General features: G+C 58.3%; 16 protein-coding genes and 1 tRNA gene. 9 read left to right on the plus strand and 8 right to left on the minus strand.

Annotation, left to right across the window (positions count from 1 at the left end; genetic code table 11):
* The first annotated feature begins 20 nt into the window (after window positions 1–20).
* A complete protein-coding gene (locus tag BL107_RS00470; RefSeq protein ID WP_009788284.1) occupies window positions 21–590 on the plus strand; it encodes an alpha/beta hydrolase in 570 nt (189 codons plus the stop codon).
* Here the strand turns inward: BL107_RS00470 and BL107_RS00475 are convergent, their stop codons facing one another.
* Entirely contained in the window at window positions 591–959 is a 369-nt protein-coding gene (locus BL107_RS00475; protein WP_009788285.1) for a DUF3155 domain-containing protein, read from the minus strand.
* 391 nt (window positions 960–1350) lie between these two features.
* Between BL107_RS00475 and BL107_RS00480 the strand changes: the two genes are divergently transcribed.
* The gene (locus BL107_RS00480; RefSeq protein WP_009788286.1) at window positions 1351–2475 is read left to right on the plus strand and encodes a HAMP domain-containing sensor histidine kinase; all 1125 of its coding nucleotides are present in this window, start codon (window positions 1351–1353) and stop codon (window positions 2473–2475) included.
* On the opposite strand, the gene BL107_RS00485 is transcribed toward BL107_RS00480, so the two are convergent.
* Window positions 2435–3190, minus strand: coding sequence for an adenosylcobinamide-GDP ribazoletransferase (locus BL107_RS00485; protein WP_006173504.1), 756 nt, complete (start codon window positions 3188–3190; stop codon window positions 2435–2437). The genes BL107_RS00480 and BL107_RS00485 overlap by 41 nt on opposite strands.
* 86 nt (window positions 3191–3276) lie before the next feature.
* Here BL107_RS00485 and tgt point away from each other — a divergent pair, with 86 nt between their 5' ends.
* Window positions 3277–4395, plus strand: coding sequence for a tRNA guanosine(34) transglycosylase Tgt (gene tgt / locus BL107_RS00490; RefSeq protein WP_009788289.1), 1119 nt, complete (start codon window positions 3277–3279; stop codon window positions 4393–4395).
* 32 nt (window positions 4396–4427) lie between these two features.
* Entirely contained in the window at window positions 4428–4571 is a 144-nt protein-coding gene (locus BL107_RS00495) for a photosystem II reaction center protein K (RefSeq protein WP_037987809.1), read from the plus strand.
* Between the two features lie 4 nt (window positions 4572–4575).
* Here BL107_RS00495 and BL107_RS00500 read toward each other — a convergent pair whose 3' ends face one another.
* On the minus strand, window positions 4576–5310 hold the full coding sequence (locus tag BL107_RS00500) for a WecB/TagA/CpsF family glycosyltransferase (protein WP_037988609.1): 735 nt from the start codon (window positions 5308–5310) through the stop codon (window positions 4576–4578).
* A gap of 48 nt (window positions 5311–5358) precedes the next feature.
* On the opposite strand from BL107_RS00500, the gene BL107_RS00505 reads away from it, so the two are divergent.
* Window positions 5359–8541: a glycoside hydrolase family 15 protein gene (locus BL107_RS00505; RefSeq protein ID WP_037988611.1), complete on the plus strand. Its 3183-nt coding sequence runs from the start codon at window positions 5359–5361 to the stop codon at window positions 8539–8541.
* A gap of 21 nt (window positions 8542–8562) precedes the next feature.
* Here the strand turns inward: BL107_RS00505 and BL107_RS00510 are convergent, their stop codons facing one another.
* The 4 genes from BL107_RS00510 to BL107_RS00525 form a co-directional block, all read right to left on the minus strand.
* On the minus strand, window positions 8563–9570 hold the full coding sequence (locus tag BL107_RS00510) for a Gfo/Idh/MocA family protein (protein WP_009788293.1): 1008 nt from the start codon (window positions 9568–9570) through the stop codon (window positions 8563–8565).
* A gap of 37 nt (window positions 9571–9607) precedes the next feature.
* Window positions 9608–10891: a hemolysin family protein gene (locus tag BL107_RS00515; protein WP_037987810.1), complete on the minus strand. Its 1284-nt coding sequence runs from the start codon at window positions 10889–10891 to the stop codon at window positions 9608–9610.
* Window positions 10892–10904: 13 nt separating this feature from the next.
* Window positions 10905–10977: transfer RNA gene (locus tag BL107_RS00520), tRNA-Ile, on the minus strand.
* A gap of 12 nt (window positions 10978–10989) precedes the next feature.
* A complete protein-coding gene (locus tag BL107_RS00525) occupies window positions 10990–11475 on the minus strand; it encodes a hypothetical protein (RefSeq protein ID WP_232192708.1) in 486 nt (161 codons plus the stop codon).
* Between the two features lie 102 nt (window positions 11476–11577).
* Here BL107_RS00525 and pyrE point away from each other — a divergent pair, with 102 nt between their 5' ends.
* Entirely contained in the window at window positions 11578–12162 is a 585-nt protein-coding gene (gene pyrE / locus BL107_RS00530) for an orotate phosphoribosyltransferase (RefSeq protein ID WP_009788296.1), read from the plus strand.
* Window positions 12159–12956, plus strand: a complete 798-nt coding sequence (locus BL107_RS00535; RefSeq protein ID WP_009788297.1) for a folate-binding protein YgfZ — start codon at window positions 12159–12161, stop codon at window positions 12954–12956. Before pyrE ends, BL107_RS00535 begins: the two co-directional genes overlap by 4 nt.
* On the opposite strand, the gene BL107_RS00540 is transcribed toward BL107_RS00535, so the two are convergent.
* Window positions 12935–14443, minus strand: coding sequence for a TM0106 family RecB-like putative nuclease (locus BL107_RS00540; protein WP_009788298.1), 1509 nt, complete (start codon window positions 14441–14443; stop codon window positions 12935–12937). The genes BL107_RS00535 and BL107_RS00540 overlap by 22 nt on opposite strands.
* Before the next feature lie 54 nt (window positions 14444–14497).
* Between BL107_RS00540 and BL107_RS00545 the strand changes: the two genes are divergently transcribed.
* Both BL107_RS00545 and rdgB read left to right on the plus strand, forming a co-directional pair.
* A complete protein-coding gene (locus BL107_RS00545) occupies window positions 14498–15961 on the plus strand; it encodes a phosphoglucomutase/phosphomannomutase family protein (RefSeq protein WP_009788299.1) in 1464 nt (487 codons plus the stop codon).
* Window positions 15958–16548 (plus strand): RdgB/HAM1 family non-canonical purine NTP pyrophosphatase, encoded by a 591-nt coding sequence (gene rdgB, locus BL107_RS00550; protein ID WP_009788300.1) that lies wholly within the window; start codon window positions 15958–15960, stop codon window positions 16546–16548. The genes BL107_RS00545 and rdgB overlap by 4 nt, the downstream gene beginning before the upstream one ends.
* The last annotated feature ends 24 nt before the right edge of the window (window positions 16549–16572 follow it).

Raw genomic sequence — 16572 nt, forward strand, 5'->3', positions numbered from 1 at the left:
TGAGTTGATCAAACATCCGGATGCCTCAACGCCTTGTGCTGCTGCATGGATGGGGCGCAGCAGCCGCTGACCTACAACCCTTAGGCGAGCAGTTAGCAGCCCAACACCCAGAACCACTGGACATTGTTTGCCTCGAAGCACCAGAACCACACCCGTCACCAGGCGGGCGTCAGTGGTATGGACTCTTTCCATCGGACTGGGATGCAGTCCCCACCGCTGTTCAACAGCTCACATCACGCTTACTCGACGTCGCGAGGGATGGCATTCCGCTCGAGCGCACCGTTTTATTTGGCTTTTCGCAAGGTGGAGCGATGGCCCTCAGCTGCGGCTGCAGGCTTCCCCTCGCTGGCGTGATCACTTGCAGCGGCTACCCCCATCCCGATTGGCAGCCACCCCTTGATCATCCCCCCGTTCTCGCCATGCACGGCAGTGAAGATGAGATCGTGCCGCCCGGTGCACTCGAGATGATCAAGGGGCGTCTTCATCCTGAGCGCTGCCAAGGCCTCCTATTCAAAAACGGCCACACCATCCCATTGGAGGTGATGCAGCCGTTAAGAGACACACTTCAAACGATGTTGAAGTCGCCTTAATCAAACGAAGGCGTATTCGTACTCTTCCATTTCCTCCCAGTCATCGGAGGTGAGATCCAGACCCTCGAACAACGTGTCCTCGCCAACGGAGTCGACGATAATTTTCAGGGAAGGAAAGAGAAAGTGGTTCTCTTCTGCGTACTGAGCACTAAACAAACCTTTCTCACCCCAGAAGAAACGGTCTGTGGTGTGCTCGTTACGACGCACATTCAACAAAGCCGGTGGTACGAGACCGCCTTCAGCGATATAACGGCGTGCGGCGGTAACAGGTTTGTATTCGCCAGTCTCTAAATGGTGCGTTTGAACATGCGCAAGAACTCTTTGTCCAGCAAGCCTGCGACGGCTAATGCGCTTTCTTTTCTTTGACATAGAGAAATCCCCTGAAGGAGAACGATTTAGGGATGGACGCAATGGCAGACGGAAATCGAGCAAGTGGAATCACCGTTTCGATCTCTTCGCCGCAAGTGGGTCGACGGGAAACGTCGGACGCTGGGGGTGGACCGCATCAGGACAGAGAGGCAAAGCCCCAACCGTCAAAAGGACACCAACACCTCAGCAATGCCAAAGTGGATATCCAGCGGAGAACTCATCTGTCTCTGCTGTAGCCGCGATTGCATCAAGAGTGCAACTTTTATGCGCGTTGGCGGGCATTCGCTCTTGACGAGCTGCGCCTCGGTCGATAACCAGATCTTAAGACTTTTCTCAGATTTATCAAGTCAGTCAGCGCGATGGGCCTGACTCATTTCACCGTCAGAAGCCCATGCAACTCACTGATCGGTTCCTCGACTTCGCAGACCAGCAGCTGAATCCTGTGGTGTCGCTCATGGGTTTTACCCATCTCGGGTTGTACCTAAGCGCGCCACCAGACCAAGAGGGGCCTCCGCTCATCCTGATCAAGCAATGGTCGTCAACGAGCCGTGCCTTGCCCGCAGCAGATCTGGATCCAGAACTCAGGCAAGCCAGTGAAGAGCGCCGCTGGTACCCGCTTCAGGATGGTGGATTGATTCTTGGTGCCCTTCGCGCCGAACTCGCGCCAGGCCTCAGCTGGACTGCAGACCTCGAAGAGGAGATGCGGCGATGCGCCCTAGCGATCAGCCACGCCCTCGGACGCGATCTGGAGTGCGTTCAGCTGCAGGAGGAGCTCCACCAGCAACGCAATCAACTCAAAACTCTGGTGCACCAGCTCCGCAACCCTTTAGCAGCACTGCGCACCTATGCCCAGTTGATGATGCGCCGCCTGGAACCTGATAGCGCCCACATCTCCCTCGTGGACGGCATCCTGACGGAGCAGCATCAACTGGGGCGTTACATCGATGCGATCGAAAACCTAGGGCAACAACGCCTCCCGAATGGTCCTGAGACTTCAACGGCTTACTTGCTCCCTCCTGGCGCAGCACCGCAGCGGGAAAGCCTGAAAGAACTCCTGTTGCCTCTCATCGAGCGGGCCAGTGCAACAGCCAGCCTTCAGGGCCGTCCCTGGCATGGTCCCTCAGAGTGGCCGACCTGGAGCACCCACTCCGCTGGAGATGGCAGCACGGCTGAGATCGTTGCCAACCTGCTCGAGAACGCTTTCCGCTACAGCCCGCCGGGATGTTCCATCGGTCTCGCCTTACTGCCCGATGGTCTTTGCGTTTGGGATGACGGTCCTCCGATTTCAAGCGAAGAACGAAAGCTGATTTTCCAACGTGGCGAACGGGGCACCACCAGCCGCGATCGCCCTGGTACCGGCCTTGGATTGGCATTAGCTCGAGCCTTGGCTGAGCGCAATGGTGGCCATCTCACTCTGAGCGTTGAGCCATGGCGGGTCCAAACCAACCTGCCGTCAAAGGGCAATGCATTTCAGCTCAGTTGGCCGCAGCCAGCCCTGCCAGCAGCAACAGCGTGATCACCTCGGTCACCACCTCCACGGCGCCATAGCTATCGCCGGTATGGCCGCCAAGACGACGCCCCAAACGCTCTGCAACGCCGACCGCGACTGGAGCGCCAATCAGCAGGAGCAGGGGAGTGACGAAAGGAGCGAAGGCCAAACAAGCAACCACCGTTGGCACCACATCCCACCACGGTTGTCCATAACGCCGATGAAAACCCGCGGTGCCATCCGAGCGGAGATAGTCGAATCGGGCCATCGCCCACAGGGGCGAAACACGCCCCCAAAACCCCGCCAGGATCAAAGCCAAAGGCGCTTGCTCGTGGAGCTGGAGCAAGGCGGCGAGCTGAAGCAACAGCACAACAGCTAAGGCCAACGCACCACTCGCTCCCACCCGGCTGTCTTCCATGGCCTCAAGGCGTCTCGCGGCCCCAGCAGCCAAGCCATCGGCGGTATCCATCAATCCGTCGTGATGCAGACCACCACCAAGCCAAATACCGCCTGCGATCACGACTGGTGCCAAGGCAACATCACTCCAACCCAGTCCACTCAAGCCCCACCACAGCAGGGCCTGCAGCACTCCGATCCACAGCCCAATCCATGGAGCAAAGCGGGCTATGCGTTCAAAGCGGGGCCTCGGCCAAGGCCAGGCCGGCAACACCGAATAAAAAATCCAGGCCCCCGCCAAATCCGACAACCAAGGGAAAACAATCCTGACGATCCCAGCCTTCATGCGATAAATCCGTTGTTTTGCCATGACGTGCAGCGGCAAGCTTGGATCGGCTGAACCTTAGGTTCAGCAAAAGCGGGATAACCGCCGTGTTCAACTTCGAGATCAGCGCCCATTGCCCCCACACGAAGGGCCGCTGTGGATGCTTTCACACCCCGCATGGCCCGGTACAAACCCCGCGGTTCATGCCTGTGGGCACCCTGGCCACAGTGAAAGGGATCAGCACAGAGCAACTGGCCCGCACGGGGGCCCAGATGGTGCTGTCAAACACTTATCACCTACATCTCCAACCAGGCGAACAGGTCGTCGCAGAGGCTGGAGGCCTACACCGGTTTATGGGGTGGGATGGGCCCATGCTCACCGACTCAGGCGGATTCCAAGTGTTCAGCCTCGGGAAACTAAACAAGATTGATGAACGGGGGGTGGTGTTTCGCAACCCGCGGGATGGGCGCACCATCGACATGACGCCAGAGCACGCCACCAACATCCAAATGTCCCTTGGCGCTGATGTGGCGATGGCCTTTGACCAATGTCCGCCCTATCCAGCCACAGAAAACGATGTGAAAGATGCCTGTCGACGCACCCATGCCTGGCTTGAACGCTGCGTGAATGCCCATACCCGAACCGACCAAGCCCTATTCGGCATCGTTCAAGGAGGTTGCTTTCCCCACCTCCGTCGCGAAAGTGCCCGAGCCGTGGCCGCCTTCGACCTCCCTGGCATCGCGATCGGCGGCGTCAGCGTGGGCGAACCAACGGACGACATGCATCGAATTGTGCGCGACATCGGTCCACTTTTGCCGCAGGATCGGCCCCGATACCTCATGGGGATTGGCACGTTGCGTGAGATGGCCGTTGCCGTTGCCAACGGGATCGATTTGTTCGATTGCGTACTCCCCACTCGCCTAGGCCGCCATGGCACAGCACTGGTGGGTGGAGAACGCTGGAACCTCCGCAATGCCCGCTTCAGGAATGACCACACGCCCCTTGATCCCACCTGTTCGTGTTTGGCCTGTACGAGCCATAGCCGCGCTTACATCCACCATTTGATTCGCAGCGACGAGCTCCTAGGACTCACATTGCTAAGCCTGCACAACATCACGCATCTAGTGCGATTCACCAATGCCATGGCTCAAGCCATTCAAGAGGGCTGTTTTTCAGAGGATTTCGCTCCCTGGCAAGAGGACTCACCAGCCCATCACACGTGGTAGCGTCCAATCTCAATGCCTGTTTAACGCTAGGGATGGCCGCCTTTACCCTCGATTTGATGGCTCAGCTGCCCGAGGCCTATCAGGCCTTTTCGCCGCTGATCGACATCCTTCCCTTGATCCCGGTGTTTTTCCTGCTGCTTGCCTTTGTCTGGCAAGCATCCGTTGGTTTCCGCTGATTCTTCAGCCAGTTTTGACAACCTGCCAAACGAAGGCCGGTAACGCCAACATGCGTTTCCATCGGCTTGGTTCTTGGACCAGTCGATAGAGCCACTCGATTTGCATCCGACACATCCAGTTGGGTGCTCTTTTTTTGGCACCGGCCCAAACATCAAAGCTTCCGCCAACGCCCATCCACAACCCGGCTTGTCCTTGCTGGACCCGTTGTGACCAGATTTCTTGGCGCGGCACGCCCAGCGCAATGAGGACCAAATCGGGTTGCAGGGTCTTGAGCTCTGATTCCAAACCGGGCCATGCCTCATCCGATTGATATCCATCCACGGCGAGAATCAGGTTGAGGCCTGGAAACGTCTGAGGCAAGGATGTTCTGATCGACTCCATCACCGCGGGGGATGCACCGATTAAGGCCACGCGCCAGCCATGGGATGCCGCGTAGCTCAACAGGCTCCAAGCCAATTCAATCCCTGCACTCTTGACGACACGCACGCCTTGTTTGGAGAGGGCCCAAACCACGCCTGCGCCATCAGGAATTACGAGCTGAGCGGTTTGAATCGCAGCACCAAGCTGCTCATCATCCCTAGCTGCCATCGTCATCTCAGCATTGAGGGTGACAATGCGTCCACCTCCATTGGCATGGAGACCTAAGGCAGCCGCTTGCACATCGCGGCAAGCATCCACCGGAACACCAAGCACATCACAACGCCGATGGTCATAAGGACTTGTCGTGACTGAATCCATGGTCATCCGTCCGCGTTGGAGAATTTAGGAGTGGTGATCGAGCCAGGCATGGTTGTGTCGACGACGGAACTCCCCCAAGACAACAGCCGTCGCGATGAGGTTCTTAAGCGACTCGATCGAGCCATCGAGAGGGTGGTCCTTGAACGACAGGATCCCATTAGTGGCTTGTTGCCCGCGAGTACGGCACACACCATCCATGGCAACTACGGCGATGCCTGGGTTCGCGACTGTGTGTACTCCATCCAGTGCGTCTGGGGGCTCACCCTCGCCCATCGTCGGCGTGATGGGAGCAGCAGCCCCAGAGCCTGGGAATTGGAGCAACACGTCGTCGCACTCATGCGCGGTCTGTTGCGCTCCATGCTGCGCCAGGCGAACAAGGTGGAACGCTTCAAAACCAGTCTGAATCCGCTGGATGCTCTTCATGCGAAATACGACGGATGCTCGGGGGACCCCGTCGTCGACGACGACGCTTGGGGTCACCTGCAGCTCGATGCCACTTCGTTATTTCTTCTCCAGCTTGGTCAGCTGACACGGGGTGGATGTGCCGTGATCCGGAGTCGGGACGAAGCCGACTTCATTCAGAACTTGATCCACTACATCGCTCGGGCATACCGCATCCCGGATTACGGCATTTGGGAGCGGGGTGATAAAGCGAACCATGGTTGTCCCGAGCGCAATGCCAGCTCGATCGGCATGGCCAAAGCCGCTCTAGAAGCCCTCGACGGGCTCGATCTTTATGGACCCCATGGGAATGGGTCTTGCCGCGTTTTGATTCCACAAGGGGCGATCGTGCGGCTACGGCGGGCCTTGGTGGGCTTGCTACCCAGGGAATCCGCCAGCAAAGAAGCCGATAGCGCCTGCTTATCGGTGGTGGGCTATCCGGCATGGGCCGTGGAGGACTCCGACTTGGTGGAGCGGACCCTGCGGCGGATCCGACGGGAACTTGGGGGCCATTACGGCTACAAACGCTTTCTCAGAGACGGACATCAAACCGTCGTGGAAGATGCGAGCCGACTGCACTACGAACCTGAAGAGCTGTCCAAGTTCGAAGGGATCGAATCGGAATGGCCCCTATTCCTCGCCTTCGAACTGGTCACAGCTTGCTGTGAACAGCGGTGGGATGAAGCTCAAAGCTGGCACACCAAATTGAAAAGGCTGGCCGTTCAGACCAACGGTGACGCGCTGTATCCCGAGCTTTATTTGGTGGAGAGGGATGCGATCGAGAACGAGAGACGCAACCCTGGCAGCCAACGCCGTATTGCCAACACCAACCTTCCGTTGATCTGGACCCAGAGCTTGGCCTGGCTCGGAGAAATGCTGCTGGAACGACTGATCACCCCAGCCGATATCGATCCCTGCAACCGACGCACACCCGCAGCGCTCGGTGCGGACTCAGTGCTGGTGGCCTTTGCACCTCAAACAGACGATGTACGGGAGGCGCTGATCGCCGCTGGCTGCCCCGTCGATGCAGAGGAAACAATCAGCGTCCACTCCTCCTCCTCCCTCAAAAACCATCTGAAATCAGCCGGCAACAACACACGCCTCGGCCTCAGCGGCCGCCCAGGACATCGAGTCGAAACCGAAGAAACCGCTCGGTTTTATCGACACAACGGACAACAACTGGTGTTTACACCCACCGTTTTAGAGGACAGCAACAGCTACCTCGCGGACGACACGCAGCAACTGCTCGACAGCGTTGTCGATGAACTGCACTTACTCCAACGTCACTGGAGAGGAAGCGGACTGCCTCTGCTTGTGATTCCCGTTAACAGCGCACTCTTTCAACAAAATCCTGAGATTTACATCCAACTCAGTCGACAGCTCGAGAGCGGCTCCCTCCAGACCATTTCAGTGCAATGCGATTACCTCAGTCGACTAGCAGCACAGGGGCAATGGGCCGATCTGCCAAACAATCAAACGCCCCTACGCGACATCAACGCCACTCCAGCCATCGTGCTCCGCGATGCCACGGATCTTCGTGATCTCACCGCTGCCGAAGAGCAAGAACTCGATGACATCTCGATTGAACAACTCACGCAGCGGTTATGGAGCAGTTCCTTGTTGCACGAACAAGCGGAGGTTTTGGAACTTCTCCAGCGCCGTTTGGGCTCACAAAAAGTTCAGCTCAGTCGTGGAAAGCGCCCGATCGAGCTTCGACAGCTGTTAGCGGAGGTGTATCAACACGGCTTGCGCTGCCAAGACTGGAATGTGGTGCGTCGTTGTGCGGGCGCTATGGGAATGGTGCACCCCCAGCTCGAAGATGCCCTAACCGATTTGCTTGTCCGCCAAAAACAGGTGGTGGTGGGCCGCAATTACACCGGTGAGTCCCGTTTAAACCAACCGCAAGACAGCACCGCGATCGCTGAGCGGATCGAACGCACCAGCGGGATTGATGCCCGCGAGCGGATGCTGGAACAAGAGCTGTTGCTCGCCCTAGACAGCATGGTCCGACGCGAGCCATCGCTGCTCGACGGGAGCCTCACCCTCCAGCTCGGGCAACTCCTGTTGCTGCTCACATCCGAACTGTCAGGGGAACAAGGCTTGAGTCAGGACGAGGCTTTTGAAGTCCTCTGCTGCGAACCTCCCCACAGGATTCGCAGCCGTCTTCGCACCGTACTTACCGATGTTGACCATGCCAAAGCCGCTCTGAAACGCAGTGAGCAGCTGCATGTGAGCGGGCGTGTGCAGTGGACGGTGCCGGATCCCCTGGAACGCCGTCCGGGCAACGGTGATTGGCTGCAACACCGAATTCGCCTTGGCTCACTCCAACAAGTGCCGCGTGATTTCTATGCGGGGATTTGGTCCTTGCTGCAGCACTGCCGCGGCCTCGTAATCGGCGACAAATTGGAACGCCGCAACCGACTGAATAGCCGTCTTGTCCTTGAAAAGACCCCAGGGGAACGTAATTTTGCGACTCTGGTCGATCACCTCTTAAGCCGAATCGAGGCTCCGGAATACCGCCAATTGTGTTGTGAGTGTTTGCTGTCACTCATGGCTTTCGTTGAGACCAATGCCGATGTGCGCTTCGACGATGATCTGGCACTCGATGTGGTGATTGGCCATGCAGTGCGGGTGGGATGGCAACACACCCACCCATCGATGCATGTGGATGACTACGCGAGGCACAAAGCCCAAGCTTGGGGGCAGTTCTACCTGGCCTCACCCGGGGATTGTCGGCGCTGGCAGGTGATTGCCCTCAAAGAGCTCGCTGAGCAAAATGGCCTAGTCTGAGTCAGGGCCATCAAGCTCGCATCAAATTGGTGCGGTCAGCGGATGACCAGAGTCGGGGTGTTCAACAGCCTGCTCGATCAAATCAGCCAGCTTGAGCGCTCTTGAGGCCTGAAGACCATCCACCGCTGGAGTCTCCCGTCCTCGAACGCATTGGAGAAAATGTTCTAGTTCGGCGTACAAGGGTTCGATCGACGTGGTGCTGACCTCTTCGATGAATCCATCGTTTCGATACAGCAGTTCTCCATGATCGGCAGAGACCCACTCATGGGCACGACGATGAATGTGCAGGGTGTGATTGAGAAAATCCGTTTCCACCAAGCTGGAACGGCAGTGCGCACTCAGACTGCGAATCTTGCGATGGCTCATCTTGCTGGCCGTCAGGCTTGCCACCACCCCGTTTTCAAAACCAAGTGTTGCGTTCACATAATCGATGGGTCCCTCAGCACTACGTCCTCCAGCAGCCGCTAGTCGCACCACCGGAGCTTGGGCCAACTCCAAGACCAAATCAATGTCGTGAATCATTAGATCAAGCACCACCGAAACGTCGTTAGCCCGATCGGAGTGTGGGCTATGACGACGGCCTTCCAACACCACAACCTCTTCATTCGCCACCACCTTGATGAGTTCTCGGAAGGCGGGATTAAACCGTTCGATATGCCCCACCTGTAAAAGGCGGTGAGCCTGATGGGCCGCATTGATCAGTGCCGTGGCTTCGTCTTGGCTGGCAGCAATCGGTTTTTCGATCAAAACGTGAAGACCAGCTTGGAGACAGGCCAAACCAACCGGGTGATGCAGCAAGGTCGGCACTGCAATACAGACCGCTTCAACCTCAGACAACATCTCGCGGTAATCCGCAAACCAACGGCAACCGAATTGTTCGGTGGCCATGCGGCCGCGTTCAGGATCTGGATCAGCAACGCCAATGAGATCAGCGTCGCGTAGAAGGCTCAGCACCCTGGCGTGATGCCAGCCCATATTGCCGATGCCGATCACCCCGACCTTTACCGGAACGATGGGGTCGGCAGACATCGGCTAGCCATTAAAGATGTGGGAAGACTATCGGCCTTCAGTCAGAAACCTCGTCCAAGTTCGGCAGAATCAGCCGAACACGATCAATTCGTGGCCCTGCCATCACGGTGATTTCAAACTGCAGACCCTGAAAACTTAGGGCTTCTCCTGCTGCAGGAATGTGCTGAAGCCTTTCCAACAGAAAGCCCGCCAAGGTGTGGTGGTCATCCGCTTCAGGCAGGTCTAAGTCGAGCTGCCGATTCAACTCAAAGATCTCAAGTTCTCCAGCCACTAACCAGGAACCAGGTCGACTCTCTTCCGCCTGCAATTCCGGTTCATCGGCATCGTCTTGAACCTCGTCACCAACAATTTCCCCCGTGAGATCAGCGGCCGTCACAAGGCCCTCCGTACCACCGTGCTCATCTACCACCAGCAGCAGGGGCTGACCGCTACGGATCATGGGAAGCAATTCGGCCAGCGTGGAGGTTTCCAAAACCCGAACCGCAGGTTGGAGATAGGGCTCCAAGGGCGAATTGGACTCCAGCTGTCCACGCGCAATCGGTTCAGCCATCTGCCGTAAATCCAGCACCCCGAGCACATCGTCGAGGGATTCACCGATCACAGGAAAACGAGCATGCCGAGTGTGGTGCACCGCCTCCATTAATTCTGCAAAGCAAACGCTGGCGGGGAGCGTCACCATGCCGGAACGCGGCACCATCACCTCTCGCACTTGCGTATCTCGAAGAGCAAACACCCCTTCAAGGATGTTGCGCTCATCCGGAAACAAGCCCGTAACCCGACCGGACTCGACCAAGGTTTCCAACTCACCAGCCGATAGGGCGGGCACCAAAACATCCCATTGGGGCGCTAGTCCTAGAAGCCGCATCAGCAAGCCAGCAAAAGCCTCCAGCAGATTGAGCAAAGGCGCGAGACAGCGCATCACCACCTCGAGCAACGGCGCCAGACGCAAAGCCGCTTGTTCTGGACGATTCAGCACCCACGCCTTCGGCAACAATCCCCCGAGGAATGTGGCCAGCAACACAATCAGCACAAACAACGAGGCGTCCCGCCAAGCCACACCGAGCGATCCATCGGACCAAAGACGCCCACCCAAGCCTCGACCGGCCCAGCCAAGGGAGACCAACGCCAAAGTGGCGCCAAGTTGGGACGCCATAAGCGCTCGCCGCAGCCTTCTCTGCAAACGCTGGATCGCCTGGGCTCCGGTATGGCCTTCTTCAACGAGCAACTCGACCCGACTGGGCCGTAAGCGCAATAACGACACCTCCGCCGCAGCGAAGAATGCCGGCAAAACCAACAAAACAGCTAGTAGAAAAAGCCGCATCAAGTGACGTCAATGGGGGTCGCGGGGATCGAACCCGCCTTAGGCGAATTATGAGTTCGCTGCATTCACCAGATTGCTAGACCCCCCTCTCACGAGTGTTACCACAAGGGGGTAACCAAGGGAATCTCCAGTTGTGCCGGAGGTTGCCCCTGCTCCAACGAAAGACTGGAGCCAAAGCCATTGGCAATGTCTTGGGTGCGCCACGGGCCGGGAGGGCTCTGCTCTTCGATCAAGGCCTCAACGGTGTTCTCAATCGCGGAAGCGTCCCAAACAATCGTTTGATCAGGGAAGCCAAAGCCCATCAGCTGGTTACCACCCTTGCCAGCCACTGCAATCCCCAAAAGGTCGGTGATTTGATGGGTCACATCAATGCCCCGGACAAAGGGCGCTGTCCAGGTGTACATCCGCCGGTTGAGCAATGCGGAGCTGGTTTCCCTAGGGCCACAGGTGGTGACTTCAACAGGCACCAAGCCAGACCCTGCAGATGGATCCGGCGCCTCAAGGGTGGTCGTGCACACCACAGGACCAGCCTTGACAGGGGCAGCCATCTGCGAAAGCGCCATCTCCGAAACCGCCGTGGCCATGAAGGCCGTCAGCAAAGCTGAAAATTTCCTCATACCCAGCGGCACAAACATCTGTCCCCTCTCAGCGCAAACTAAGGACATCTGTGACCACTGGCCAGTCCCATGTCCACCTCGCCCGGACTCACCGAGGAGCAGCGCAGCGACTTGATGCGGCGCTTGGCCACATCGGCCTACAAACGTGGCAATTTCACCCTCGCCTCTGGACGCCAGAGCGAGCACTACGTGAATTGCAAGCCGGTGAGCCTCAGTGGGGCAGGGCTACTCCTGATCAGCACGGCAATGCTCAGCCACGTGGAGGACCAGTCCGTTGCGGTGGCTGGCCTCACCCTTGGAGCGGACCCTCTCGTGAGCGGAGTGGCCATGGCGGCCTCCTTGGCCCACCACAACTTGGACGCATTGATCGTGCGGAAAGCCGCGAAAGGACATGGAACTGGGGCCTGGCTTGAGGGGCCTCTCCCACAGCCCGGCGCTCTGATCACGGTGCTGGAAGACGTTGTGACGACCGGTGGGTCATCCCTCAAAGCCGTGAACCAACTGCGCGAAGCTGGTTACGTCGTGAACCGTGTGATCACGATCGTGGATCGCGAGGAGGGAGGAGCGGCAGCCATGGACGCCGCGGAACTCGAGCTCATCAGCTTGTTCCGGCTATCCGAAATTTCAGCCTTTGCATCCACACTCAACCAATGACTGGGGCTCTTCACTGGGATTCAGCCTTCCCATTGCTAAGGCTCGAAGGGGAAGGAACCCGCAACTTTCTTCAAGGACAAACCAGCGCAGATATGACCGATACCCCTGAGGGGGCTTTGGTTCAAACCTGCTGGCTCAGCGCGACTGGTCGATTGCGAGCCCTCTTGGAAGTTCGCCTTCGGGCCAACGGTGCGGATGTGCTTGTTCTTGCTGGCGACGCGACGGCCGTAGCGAAGGGATTCGACCAAGTGATTTTTCCGGCAGATCGGGTGCGCTTGCAACCCATCACAGAACAGCGCCGCGTTCAACCCCTCAGCAAAACCATTACCGCGCTGTGGCTCGACCATGACTCACCATTACCGCCGAGCTGGACCAGCAATCCTGCTGATTCAAAGCAATTGGAGCGCTGGCGTATTGAACAAAGACTGGCTTTTGGCGCTGGCGAGTTGAACGCTGATGCCAATCCCTTCGAGCTGGGATTGACGGATCTCGTAAGCCTTAGCAAGGGGTGTTTTCTCGGACAGGAAACAGTTGCCAAGCTCGCCAACCTCGGCGGAACGAAGCAGGAGCTCAGGGGATGGATCTGCAACCACGTGCCTTCGGTCGGCGACACCTTGCGCGCCAACGGCGAACGAGCAGGAACAATCACCAGTGTCCTCGACACACCGGAAGGGTCCATCGGTCTTGCTTTGGTGCGGCGTCTGCATCTTGGGGCGGAAACCCTGGATGGCTCAGACGGCCAGACCGTGCACATGAACCCCTTGCCAGCGGATCAGCGTCCAGCGGTCGGCTGATCCAAAACCGGCCCTGATTTGAGCAAATGATCTTCCTTCAGGATCCATTCCGCCACAGCCCAAGTGGCTCGGCAATCGTCTTGATTGTATTGAAAAATCCAGGCCAAACCATGACGGGAACCTCGACGCTTCGGACCTTCCCCCAACCATTGCCGCCACCAGAGCAAAGCCCGCGCACCATCCACGCCAGGCTGGCTCCAATGAAACCCACGCCAAGCCGCAACCGACTTGAGCCCATAGCTGCCGAGTGGCAATCGCCAGTGGCTCCGAATCCTGGAGTGCACATCCACTAAACGTCGCTTCAATCGACGCAATTGCGCATCAGACGCACCCTGTCGTTGGGCCAAACGACGAAGTGACAGGGTTTCCGTTTCGCCGTAATGCAGGATCGGCCAACCGTCGTATCGACTCAACAAACGTTGCAGTCGAAGCCAACTGCGCTGTTCTCCATGCTCAGCCATCACAAGTAACGGGTGGTAGGTGGCTGCCGCAAGATCCCAACGACCATCGCTTTGACGCGGCAATCGCAGAAAACCATGCAAGAAATCATGGCGTGCATCGGGGTCGGACTCGATGTCGTAGAGCAGAACCCCAGGCGCTCCCTGCAGTTCAGGCAAAGCGGGGGTGCCATCCAACCGTTCGACCAGGCCATCACGCTGGGCCATGGCCTGGGCAACCAGAGCTCGAGCAACGTCCCCATGCTGCTCACCAAACCGTTCCATCTCAACGGCCAACCGTTCTGGATTAGCCGATGCGAGGTCGTTGAGGCCATGAATCCCAAGCTCCTGCAGCATGTCGCGCCGCTTTGCACCGATGCCACTCACCTCGCTGAGATGGCCATCCGCCGCCGCAACGCGGCTACAACTCTCACGCCAACTACATAGCGTGCACTTGCGACGATCCGCAGCCAAGGATGGTGGTTGAGGTCGTTCTAAATCGGCCTTGAGTTTCCGAAGCGCCTCGCTGAGCTGCTTTCGCAGCCCACTCGTCAGCCTGATCCGTTCCCGCTCCAGGCGACGTCCACCGCCACCCAACACCAAAAGCTCGGGTACGGGGCTCGCCTGATAGGCCTCTAACAAATGGCCCATTAGGGCAAGGGGCAGTTGATGCTCCCTCGTGATCCGCCTGCCTTGGCGCGCCAAAACAGGTTGATAAGCAAACGAACCCCAGCGGCTTTGACCTGTCACCCGAAGCAACAGCGGTGGATGGGCCTCTACGCGCTCACCAGAGGGTCCTGCCCCTTTAAGACGCAACCCCACTATCCCTTCTTCACCAGCAGCACAGGCGGCTACGCCATGGCCTGGCTTATGCGGAAGCAACGCAACAAATGATCGTTGCTGATCATCAAGCAGCAGGTTGCGATGGGCGGTCCATCGCCGCTGATTGACATCTCCATGGCGATCCAGCCATGCCTTTCGGCGGCAACGCAACCAGCTGCGCAGCAGCCGATCCGTGAGGACGTTGTCGGCGAGCGGGGTGGCACCCATACGCTGACCTTACGGCCATGGGCTGCTAAATCCATTCCACTGCAGGGTGTCCCCATGGCATCGGCTCCATTACCGCTCGGCCCAGCTCCAATTCAATTCGGCACGGATGGTTGGCGCGGCGTGCTGGGGGTCGACATCACGGTGGAGCGTCTGCTTCCCGTGGCGGCGGCCGCCGCCCAAGAACTCGCGCACCGCGCCCCCGAAGGCCTCGACAGCCGCACCGTGGTGATCGGCTATGACCGCCGGTTTCTTGCCCCTGAACTGGCGGAAGCCATCGCTGCCGCTGTCCGTGGATGTGAGTTAGAGCCGCTGTTAACGGACACACCCGTTCCAACCCCAGCGTGCAGCTGGGCCGTCGTCGAGCGTCGGGCTCTTGGAGCCCTTGTGATCACTGCGAGCCATAACCCTCCGGAATGGCTCGGGCTGAAAATCAAAGGCCCCTTCGGAGGCTCCGTGGAGGGGGATTTCACCGCGGCAGTGGAACGCCGGCTTGCTGCCGGCGGAATCACGATCCCGATCCAGGGCGAGGTTGCGCGGTTCCCTGGGCGAGACGAGCACCTCAATGGGCTTCGCACAAAACTGGATCTAGCCCCAATCATGGCGGGGCTTAAAGCGATGAAGCTCAAGGTGATCGTTGATCCCATGCATGGCTCCGCGGCGGGCTGCATCTCGGATTTATTCGGACCGGCTGGCGCGGGATGGATTGAAGAAATCCGCAGTGAACGCAACCCTCTCTTTGGTGGAAATCCCCCGGAACCTTTAGCGCCTTATCTGCAGGAGTTAATTGCAGCGGTCCGCGCCTCCACCGCGGCTGGCACTCCTGCGGTTGGGCTCGTGTTCGATGGCGATGGAGATCGCATCGCCGCCGTTGACGAAACGGGACGGTTTTGCAGCACCCAGCTGTTAATGCCCTTACTCATCGATCATCTGGCCCGTGCCCGTGCGCTACCCGGTTCGATTGTGAAAACCGTCAGCGGATCGGACCTCATGCGATTGGTGGCCGAGGCGCAAGGTCGAGACGTCCTTGAATTAGCTGTGGGTTTCAAATACATCGCGGCGGAAATGCTGACCGGAGATGTCTTGATCGGGGGCGAAGAATCTGGGGGCGTGGGCTTTGGCATGCACCTTCCCGAGCGGGATGCGCTCTATGCCGCTGTTCTGGTTTTGGAAGCTTTGGTGGAAGGCGGACAACCGCTTGGTGCGCGACTCACCGGTCTTCAAGATCAACATGGTGGAGCGAGTCATTACGACCGCCTGGATTTAAGACTCGCCAACATGGAAGCCCGCAAACGCCTCGAGCAGATCCTTGAGAAAGCCACTCCAACGGCAGTGGCTGGTGAAGAGGTGCAAGAGGTGATTCGGACCGATGGCATCAAACTTCGGATGGGACCAAGCCACTGGCTGATGCTGCGTTTCTCCGGGACAGAGCCCTTACTCCGTTTGTATTGCGAAGGACCCGATGCAGACCGCGTGCACGCCGTACTGACTTGGGCAGAACACTTTGCTGAGGCGGCATGACGAAGAACCGGGTGCTCGTGATCGCTAGTGGCAATCAAGGCAAAATTCTTGAATTTCAAGGGTTGCTGAACGGACTACCCCTGCTGGTAGAGCCGCAGCCGGAGGGTCTTGATGTGGAAGAAACGGGCACCACATTCGCTGCAAATGCCCGAATCAAAGCCCTTGCCGTGGCGCAAGCCACGGGACATTGGGCCCTCGCCGACGACTCGGGCCTGAGCGTTTCAGCCCTGAATGGCGCGCCAGGGGTGCACTCGGCGCGTTATGCCCCAACAGACCCTGAGCGCATCAAGAAATTGCTCGAAGCATTACGCCCCTGCCATGAGCGCTCCGCCTATTTCAGTGCAGCGCTGTGTATTGCCGCTCCGGATGGTGAGGTGTTGGTCGAAGTGGAGGGTCGCTGTGAAGGCCAAATCACCAAGGCCCCCCGCGGCGACCAAGGCTTTGGGTACGACCCAATTTTCGAGGTCAACAACACGGGCCGCACATTTGCAGAAATGGCCTTGTCCGAAAAGAAAAGCTATGGCCATCGAGGCCGGGCTTTCACCCTCCTGGAACCACTGCTGAAAAACCTCATTTCCACGGATTAACAACGAGCGCACATCACATCAGGA

It is taken from the genome of Synechococcus sp. BL107, assembly GCF_000153805.1.
Classification (GTDB): Bacteria; Cyanobacteriota; Cyanobacteriia; order PCC-6307; family Cyanobiaceae; genus Parasynechococcus.